Here is a 7669-nt window from a genome sequence, read left to right on the forward strand (position 1 = left end):
GGCCGGGCTGATCAGCCGGTTCGCCATCCTCACCGCGAACAGGTCGAGGGCGTCGGCACCGAGGCCGACGTGCGGATCGACGACCCCGGCGTCTCCCGCCGGCACTGCGAGATCCGGACCGGAACGCCCTCGACGATCCAGGATCTCGGATCCACCAACGGCATCGTGGTGGACGGGCAGCACACCACCCGCGCTACGCTCCGCGACGGCTCGCGGATCGTCGTGGGCAGCACCACCATCATTTACCGGCAAGCCGAAGGGTGAAGCGGGGGCAATGTCAGAGCTGACCCTCACGGTCATGCGGCTGGGTTTCCTGGCCGTACTGTGGCTGTTCGTGATCGTGGCCGTGCAGGTCATCCGCAGCGACCTGTTCGGTACGCGTGTCACGCAGCGCGGTTCGCGCCGCGAGGCCGGCAGGCAGCAGCAGGCCGCCGCCCGCCAGGCGCCGCCGCAGCAGCGCCAGCAGTCCGCCGGCGGACGGCGCGGCCGTAACGCCCCCACCAAGCTGGTCGTGACCGAGGGCACCCTCACCGGCACGACGGTCGCGCTCCAGGGCCAGACCATCACCCTGGGCCGGGCGCACGACTCGACGATCGTGCTGGACGACGACTACGCGTCCAGCCGTCATGCCAGGATCTACCCGGACCGCGACGGCCAGTGGATCGTCGAGGACCTCGGATCCACCAACGGCACGTACCTGGACCGGAACCGGCTGACGACTCCCACACCGATTGCGCTGGGCGCGCCGATCCGCATCGGCAAGACCGTCATCGAGCTGCGGAAGTAGTGCTACACCAATGAATGAGCGCGAGCGGAGCGAGCACGCAGTGGCGGGCCCCCCTGGCCCCCGCGCGCTCCCGACCGGAGGGTGGGCAGTGTGGCTCGACACGACCGGCTGTACCCGGAGCCGACAGGCGAGGTGCGCATGAGTCTGTCACTGCGCTTCGCCGCCGGATCGCACAAGGGGATGATCCGGGAGGGCAACGAGGACTCCGGGTACGCCGGCCCGCGCCTGCTCGCCATCGCCGACGGCATGGGCGGCGCCGCGGCCGGTGAGGTGGCCTCCTCCGAGGCGATCTCCACCATCGTCGCGCTCGACGACGACGTCCCCGGCTCCGACGTCCTCACCTCGCTCGGCACCGCCGTACAGCGCGCCAACGACCAGCTGCGCTCCATGGTCGAGGAGGACCCCCAGCTGGAGGGCATGGGGACCACCCTGACCGCCCTGCTCTGGACGGGCCAGCGCCTCGGCCTCGTCCACGTCGGCGACTCCCGCGCGTACCTCCTGCGCGACGGCGTCCTGACGCAGATCACGCAGGACCACACCTGGGTGCAGCGCCTGGTCGACGAGGGCCGCATCACCGAGGAAGAGGCGACGACCCACCCGCAGCGCTCGCTGCTGATGCGGGCGCTCGGCTCCGGCGACCACGTCGAGCCGGACCTGTCCATCCGTGAGGTCCGGGCCGGCGACCGCTATCTGATCTGCTCCGACGGCCTGTCCGGCGTGGTGTCCCACCAGACCCTGGAGGACACCCTCGCCAGCTACCAGGGCCCGCAGGAGACCGTCCAGAACCTGATCGAGCTGGCGCTGCGCGGCGGCGGCCCGGACAACATCACGGTGATCGTCGCCGACGTCCTCGACCTGGACACCGGTGACACCCTCGCGGGGCAGCTCTCCGACACCCCGGTCGTGGTCGGCGCCGTCGCCGAGAACCAGCACCAGCTGCACGACAACAACGGCATCATGCAGACCCCCGCCGGCCGCGCCTCCGGCCTCGGCCGCCAGGGGCACGGGCACGGCGGCGGAGGCGAGTTCGGCCCGCCCGGCTCCGGCGACACCACCGGCTACATCCCGGCGACCGGCCTGGACTACGGCGACGACGACTTCGTCAAGCCGCGCCGCAAGGGCCGGTGGCTGAAGAGATCCTTCTACGGCGCGCTCGCGCTGGCCGTCATCGGCGGCGGTCTGTACGGCGGCTGGCGCTGGACGCAGACGCAGTACTACGTCGGCGCCGAGGACGAGCACGTCGCGCTGTACCGGGGCATCAGCCAGGATCTGGCCTGGGTGTCGCTGTCGGAGGTCGAGAAGGACCACCCCGAGATCGAACTCAAGTACCTGCCGCCCTACCAGCAGAAGCTGGTCAAGGCGACCATCGCCGAGGGCGGACTGAAGAACGCCCAGTCGAAGATCCAGGAACTGTCGGTGCAGGCGTCCGCGTGCAAGAAGGAAGCGCAGCGGCGCGACGCCGAGAGCCGGAACAACTCCAAGACCGGCGAAGGCGAGGCCGGGGGCACCACGGGAACCACTCCCGCCTCCTTCACGTCCAAGGCCACACCGACGCCGAACCCGTCGAACCCGTCGGGCTCGCCGTCGGCGCCTGAGAAGTCCACGCCCCCGACCGACACCGCACCCACTCCCAGCCCCGGCCCCAGCCTCTCGGAGGAAGAGCAGAAGGTCGTCTCGCTGTGCGGTAAGCAGTAGGCAAGCCGTGAGAGGCCCTGTCACACGATGAGCAGTACGAATACGTCGAACTCGCCGACGCACCACACGTCCACGATCGGCGCGATCGGTGCGCCGAGCCGGCGCAACACCGAGCTCGCGCTGCTGGTGTTCGCCGTCGTCATCCCGGTCTTCGCCTACGCCAATGTCGGGCTGGCTCTCAATGACTCGGTCCCGCCGGGCCTGCTGAGCTACGGGCTCGGCCTCGGTCTGCTCGCGGGCGTCGGCCATCTCGTCGTACGGAAGTTCGCGCCGTACGCGGACCCGCTGATGATGCCGCTGGCCACTTTGCTGAACGGACTCGGCCTGGTCGCCATCTGGCGGCTCGACCAGTCGAAGCGACTCAGCAACTACGCCGATGCAGCACCGCGCCAGTTGCTGTACTCAGCGATGGGCGTCGCCCTGCTGGTGGTCGTACTGATCTTCCTCAAGGACCACCGCGTCCTGCAGCGCTACACCTACATCTCCATGGCCGGTGCGCTGTTCCTGCTGATCCTGCCGCTCGTGCCCGGCCTCGGCGCGAACGTCTACGGCGCCAAGATCTGGATCAAGATCCCCGGCCTCGGCACGCTCCAGCCCGGCGAGTTCGCGAAGATCGCCCTCGCGGTCTTCTTCGCCGGCTACCTCATGGTCAAGCGGGACGCCCTGGCCCTGGCCAGCCGCCGCTTCATGGGCCTGTACCTGCCGCGTGGCCGCGACCTGGGCCCGATCCTGGTCGTCTGGGTGATGTCGATCCTCATCCTGGTCTTCGAGACCGACCTCGGTACATCCCTGCTGTTCTTCGGGATGTTCGTCATCATGCTGTACGTCGCCACCGAGCGGACCAGCTGGATCGTCTTCGGTCTGCTGATGTCCGCGGTCGGCGCCGTCGGGGTGGCGAGCTTCGAACCGCACATCCAGACCCGTGTGCAGGCCTGGCTCGACCCGATGCGCGAGTTCGAGCTCAGCCGAGCCGGCGTCCAGGACGGCATCGTCCACTCCGAGCAGGCCATGCAGGCCCTGTGGGCCTTCGGCTCCGGCGGCACTCTCGGCACCGGCCTCGGGCAGGGCAACTCCGACCTCATCGGCTTCGCCGCCAACTCCGACTTCATCCTCGCGACCTTCGGCGAGGAGCTGGGCCTGGCGGGCGTCATGGCGATCCTGCTGATCTACGGCCTGATCATCGAGCGGGGCGTGCGCACCTCACTCGCGGCCCGCGACCCGTTCGGCAAGCTGCTGGCCGTCGGCCTGTCCGGCGCCTTCGGCCTCCAGGTCTTCGTCGTGGCCGGCGGTGTGATGGGCCTCATCCCGCTGACCGGTATGACGCTGCCGTTCGTGGCCTACGGCGGATCCTCCGTGATCGCCAACTGGGCCCTGATCGGCATCCTGCTGCGCATCAGCGACACCGCACGCCGCCCGGCCCCCGCCCCGGCAAGCAACCCCGACGCCGAGATGACCCAGGTGGTCCGCCCGTCATGAACAAGCCCCTGCGCCGGATCGCGATCTTCTGCGGCCTGCTCGTGCTGGCCCTGCTGATCCGCGACAACTGGATCCAGTACGTCCAGGCCGACGAGCTCCGCACCGACAAGCAGAACCGCCGGGTCATCATCGAGCGGTACGCCTCGCCGCGCGGCGACATCATCGTCGACGGCAAGCCGATCACCGGCTCCAAGGAAACCTCGGGCAGCGACTTCAAGTTCAAGCGCACCTACAAGGACGGCGCGATGTGGGCGCCGGTCACCGGCTACGCCTCGCAGGCCTTCGGTGCCACCCAGTTGGAGAACCTCGAGGACGGCATCCTCACCGGCAACGACGACCGGCTGTTCTTCCGGAACACCCTCGACATGCTCACGGGGAAGAAGCAGCAGGGCGGCAACGTCGTCACGACCCTGAACTCCGCCGCGCAGAAGGCCGCGTACAACGGTCTGAAGAAGCAGGGCGGCAAGGGCTCGGTGGTGGCGCTGGAGCCGTCCACCGGCAAGATCCTGGCGCTGGCCTCCTTCCCTTCGTACGACCCGTCGACGTTCGCCGGGAACTCCACGACCACGGACACCAAGGCCTGGCAGAAGCTGGAGAAGAAGAACAACCCCGACGACCCGACGCTCAACCGGGCGCTGCGCGAGACCTACCCGCCGGGTTCCACCTTCAAGGTGCTCACCGCGGCCGCCGCGCTGGAGGACGGGCTGTACACGGAGGCGGACCAGAAGACGAAGACGCCGCTGCCCTGGACCATGCCGGGCACCACGACCCCGCTGAAGAACGAGGGCAACATCCCCTGCAAGGACGCGACCCTGCGGGTGGCACTGCAGTACTCCTGCAACACCGTCTTCGGCAAGATCGGCTCCGACCTCGGCAACGAGAAGATGCTGGCGATGGCCAAGAAGTTCGGCTTCACCGAGGAGCAGTTCACCCCGGTCCGCGCCAACGCCTCGGTCTTCTCCGACGACATGAACCCGTCGCAGGTCGCGCTGTCCTCCATCGGCCAGTTCAACACCGCCTCGACCCCGCTCCAGATGGCCATGGTCGCCTCGGCCGTCGCCAACGACGGCAAGCTGATGAAGCCGTACATGGTGGACAAGCTCCAGGCGCCGAGCCTCGACACCGTCGAGCAGACGGAGCCCGAGGAGTACAGCCAGCCGATGTCCTCGGAGAACGCCCAGATCCTCCAGTCGATGATGGAGACGGTCGTCGACAAGGGCACGGGCTCGAACGCCAAGATCGACGGCGTCAAGGTGGGCGGCAAGACCGGTACCGCCCAGCACGGTGTCGACAACAGCGAGAACCCCTACGCGTGGTTCATCTCCTACGCCAAGGACAACGACGGCGGGTCGCCGGTGGCGGTCGCCGTGGTGATCGAGGACGACAACGCCGTCCGTGACGACATCTCCGGAGGCGGCCTCGCGGCGCCGATCGCGAGGAACGTGATGGAGGCGGTCATCGACAGCAAGAAGTGACCCCACTCACGTCTGCTTCACATCGGTGCACGTTGCGATACCGGTCCTGTATCGGCTGACGGGCTTGGCCAGGTCACACAAAGCGAGCCGGGTACGGTAGGCCCGGACGGCAGCCTCCGACCGTACAAGATTTCCGGTCGGGACCGACGGAGAGGGCTGGTAGGTAGCTATGGAAGAGCCGCGTCGCCTCGGCGGCCGGTACGAACTGGGCCAGGTGCTCGGGCGTGGTGGCATGGCGGAGGTATACCTCGCGCATGACACCCGCCTCGGCCGCACCGTGGCGGTGAAGACGCTGCGCGCGGATCTCGCGCGTGACCCTTCCTTCCAGGCCCGGTTCCGCCGGGAGGCCCAGTCGGCCGCCTCGCTCAACCATCCCGCGATCGTCGCGGTCTACGACACGGGCGAGGACTACATCGACAACGTGTCGATCCCGTACATCGTCATGGAGTACGTGGACGGCTCGACGCTCCGTGAGCTGCTTCACTCCGGCCGCAAGCTGCTGCCGGAGCGGGCCATGGAGATGACCATCGGCATCCTCCAGGGCCTGGAGTACGCCCACCGCAACGGCATCGTCCACCGCGACATCAAGCCGGCGAACGTCATGCTGACGCGCAACGGCCAGGTCAAGGTGATGGACTTCGGCATCGCCCGGGCCATGGGCGACTCCGGCATGACGATGACCCAGACCGCGGCCGTCATCGGCACCGCCCAGTACCTCTCTCCGGAGCAGGCGAAGGGCGAGCAGGTCGACGCGAGGTCGGACCTCTACTCGACCGGCTGTCTGCTCTACGAGCTCCTGACGGTCCGCCCGCCGTTCGTGGGCGACTCCCCGGTCGCGGTCGCGTACCAGCACGTACGGGAAGAGGCGCAGGCCCCTTCGGTCTTCGACCCCGAGATCACGCCCGAGATGGACGCGATCGTGCTGAAGGCGCTCACCAAGGACCCCGACTACCGTTACCAGTCGGCCGACGAGATGCGCGCCGACATCGAGGCCTGCCTCGACGGCCAGCCGGTCGCGGCCACGGCGGCGATGGGCTCGGTGGGCTACGGCGGCTACCCCGACGACCAGCCGACGACGGCCCTGCGCGCGGACTCCGGCGCGGGCGCCACGTCGATGATGCCCCCCATGAACCCGGACGACGGCGGCTACGGCTACGACGACCGCCCCGACCGGCGCCGCGGGCAGCAGCGCAAGTCCAACACCTCCACGATCCTGCTGGTGGTGGCGGGCATCCTGGTCCTGGTCGGGGCGATCCTGATCGGGCGCTGGGCGTTCAGCGGAAGCGGAGGCGCGGGCAACGACACGCTCAAGGCGCCGAACTTCGTCGGTGAGACCCAGGCGAACGCAAGCAGACTCGCCAACAACGCCGACCTGAAGCTGAGCTTCACCAAGAAGCCCTGTGAGGCCCAGACCAAGGGCAACGTCTGCTCCCAGGACCCGAAGGCCGGAACGGACGTCACCAAGGGCGACACCGTCTCCCTCGTGGTGTCGACCGGGGCGCCGAAGGTGGCCGTGCCGAGTGTCGTCGGCGACATCATCGACGACGCCAGGGCGACGCTGGAGGGCGACAAGTACCAGTTCGTGGTCGAGACGAAGTCGAAGGAGTCCTCCGAGGACCCCGGCACCGTCCTCGAGCAGGACCCGGCTCTGGGCCAGGAGGTTGAGAAGGGATCCAAGATCACCCTCACCATCGCCAAGGCGGAGGAGAAGTCCACCGTCCCGGACGTGCTCGGCCAGAGCTGTGACCAGGCCAAGGCGCAGATGACGGCCAACAACCTGGTCGGCAACTGCACCGAGGTGGACACCCAGGACGACAACCAGGTCGGCAAGGTCATCGCGACCACGCCCCAGTCTGGTTCCTCCGTCGACAAGAACTCGTCGGTCAACATCCAGATCGGCAAGAAGCAACAGCAGAAGACGCGCGTGCCGCAGGTCGTCGGCCAGACGGTCGGCCAGGCCAAGCAGACGCTCGCGCAGGCCGGTTTCACGAACATCCAGTTCGCGAACGGCAGCGACCAGAGCGACACCGCCCTCGTCGCCGGCCAGGACCCCCAGGGCAACCAGGAGGTCGACGACCCGGCAGCCACGACGGTCACCCTCCAGACCGTCGGCGTCGGAGGCGGCAACAACGGCGGCAACGGCAACGGCGGCATCTTCGGCGGCCTCAACGGCCGCGAGGAGGACTGACCTCCGGGACGTACGCACGTACGTCAGGGCCCCGGCCCCCTCTTCGAG

Annotated in this window: 6 protein-coding genes; all 6 read left to right on the forward strand. The window is 68.6% G+C overall.

Annotated elements, in window-relative coordinates:
- The coding region (locus ACWIF2_RS39240) for an FHA domain-containing protein (protein WP_454366315.1) at positions 1-264 on the forward strand (264 nt) is incomplete at its 5' end.
- 10 nt (positions 265-274) lie between these two features.
- A complete protein-coding gene (locus ACWIF2_RS39245; protein WP_382492105.1) occupies positions 275-787 on the forward strand; it encodes an FHA domain-containing protein FhaB/FipA in 513 nt (170 codons plus the stop codon).
- Positions 788-925: 138 nt separating this feature from the next.
- Positions 926-2482, forward strand: a complete 1557-nt coding sequence (locus ACWIF2_RS39250) for a Stp1/IreP family PP2C-type Ser/Thr phosphatase (RefSeq protein WP_454366317.1) — start codon at positions 926-928, stop codon at positions 2480-2482.
- 27 nt (positions 2483-2509) lie between these two features.
- Positions 2510-3958 carry an FtsW/RodA/SpoVE family cell cycle protein gene (locus ACWIF2_RS39255; protein ID WP_454366319.1) on the forward strand — a complete coding sequence of 483 codons (1449 nt, stop codon included), beginning with the start codon at positions 2510-2512 and terminating at the stop codon, positions 3956-3958.
- Entirely contained in the window at positions 3955-5433 is a 1479-nt protein-coding gene (locus tag ACWIF2_RS39260; RefSeq protein WP_454366321.1) for a peptidoglycan D,D-transpeptidase FtsI family protein, read from the forward strand. Before ACWIF2_RS39255 ends, ACWIF2_RS39260 begins: the two co-directional genes overlap by 4 nt.
- Before the next feature lie 169 nt (positions 5434-5602).
- Positions 5603-7621: a Stk1 family PASTA domain-containing Ser/Thr kinase gene (pknB, locus tag ACWIF2_RS39265; protein ID WP_454366322.1), complete on the forward strand. Its 2019-nt coding sequence runs from the start codon at positions 5603-5605 to the stop codon at positions 7619-7621.
- The last annotated feature ends 48 nt before the right edge of the window (positions 7622-7669 follow it).

The organism is Streptomyces sp. NPDC055506, assembly GCF_053643595.1.

What these genes read in the sequence shown, in the direction of transcription:
- ACWIF2_RS39245 (WP_382492105.1), top strand. Translation starts at nt 275, where the DNA reads ATGTCAGAGCTGACCCTCACGGTCATGCGGCTGGGTTTCCTGGCCGTA.
- pknB (WP_454366322.1), top strand. Translation starts at nt 5,603, where the DNA reads ATGGAAGAGCCGCGTCGCCTCGGCGGCCGGTACGAACTGGGCCAGGTG.
- ACWIF2_RS39260 (WP_454366321.1), top strand. Translation starts at nt 3,955, where the DNA reads ATGAACAAGCCCCTGCGCCGGATCGCGATCTTCTGCGGCCTGCTCGTG.
- ACWIF2_RS39255 (WP_454366319.1), top strand. Translation starts at nt 2,510, where the DNA reads ATGAGCAGTACGAATACGTCGAACTCGCCGACGCACCACACGTCCACG.
- ACWIF2_RS39250 (WP_454366317.1), top strand. Translation starts at nt 926, where the DNA reads ATGAGTCTGTCACTGCGCTTCGCCGCCGGATCGCACAAGGGGATGATC.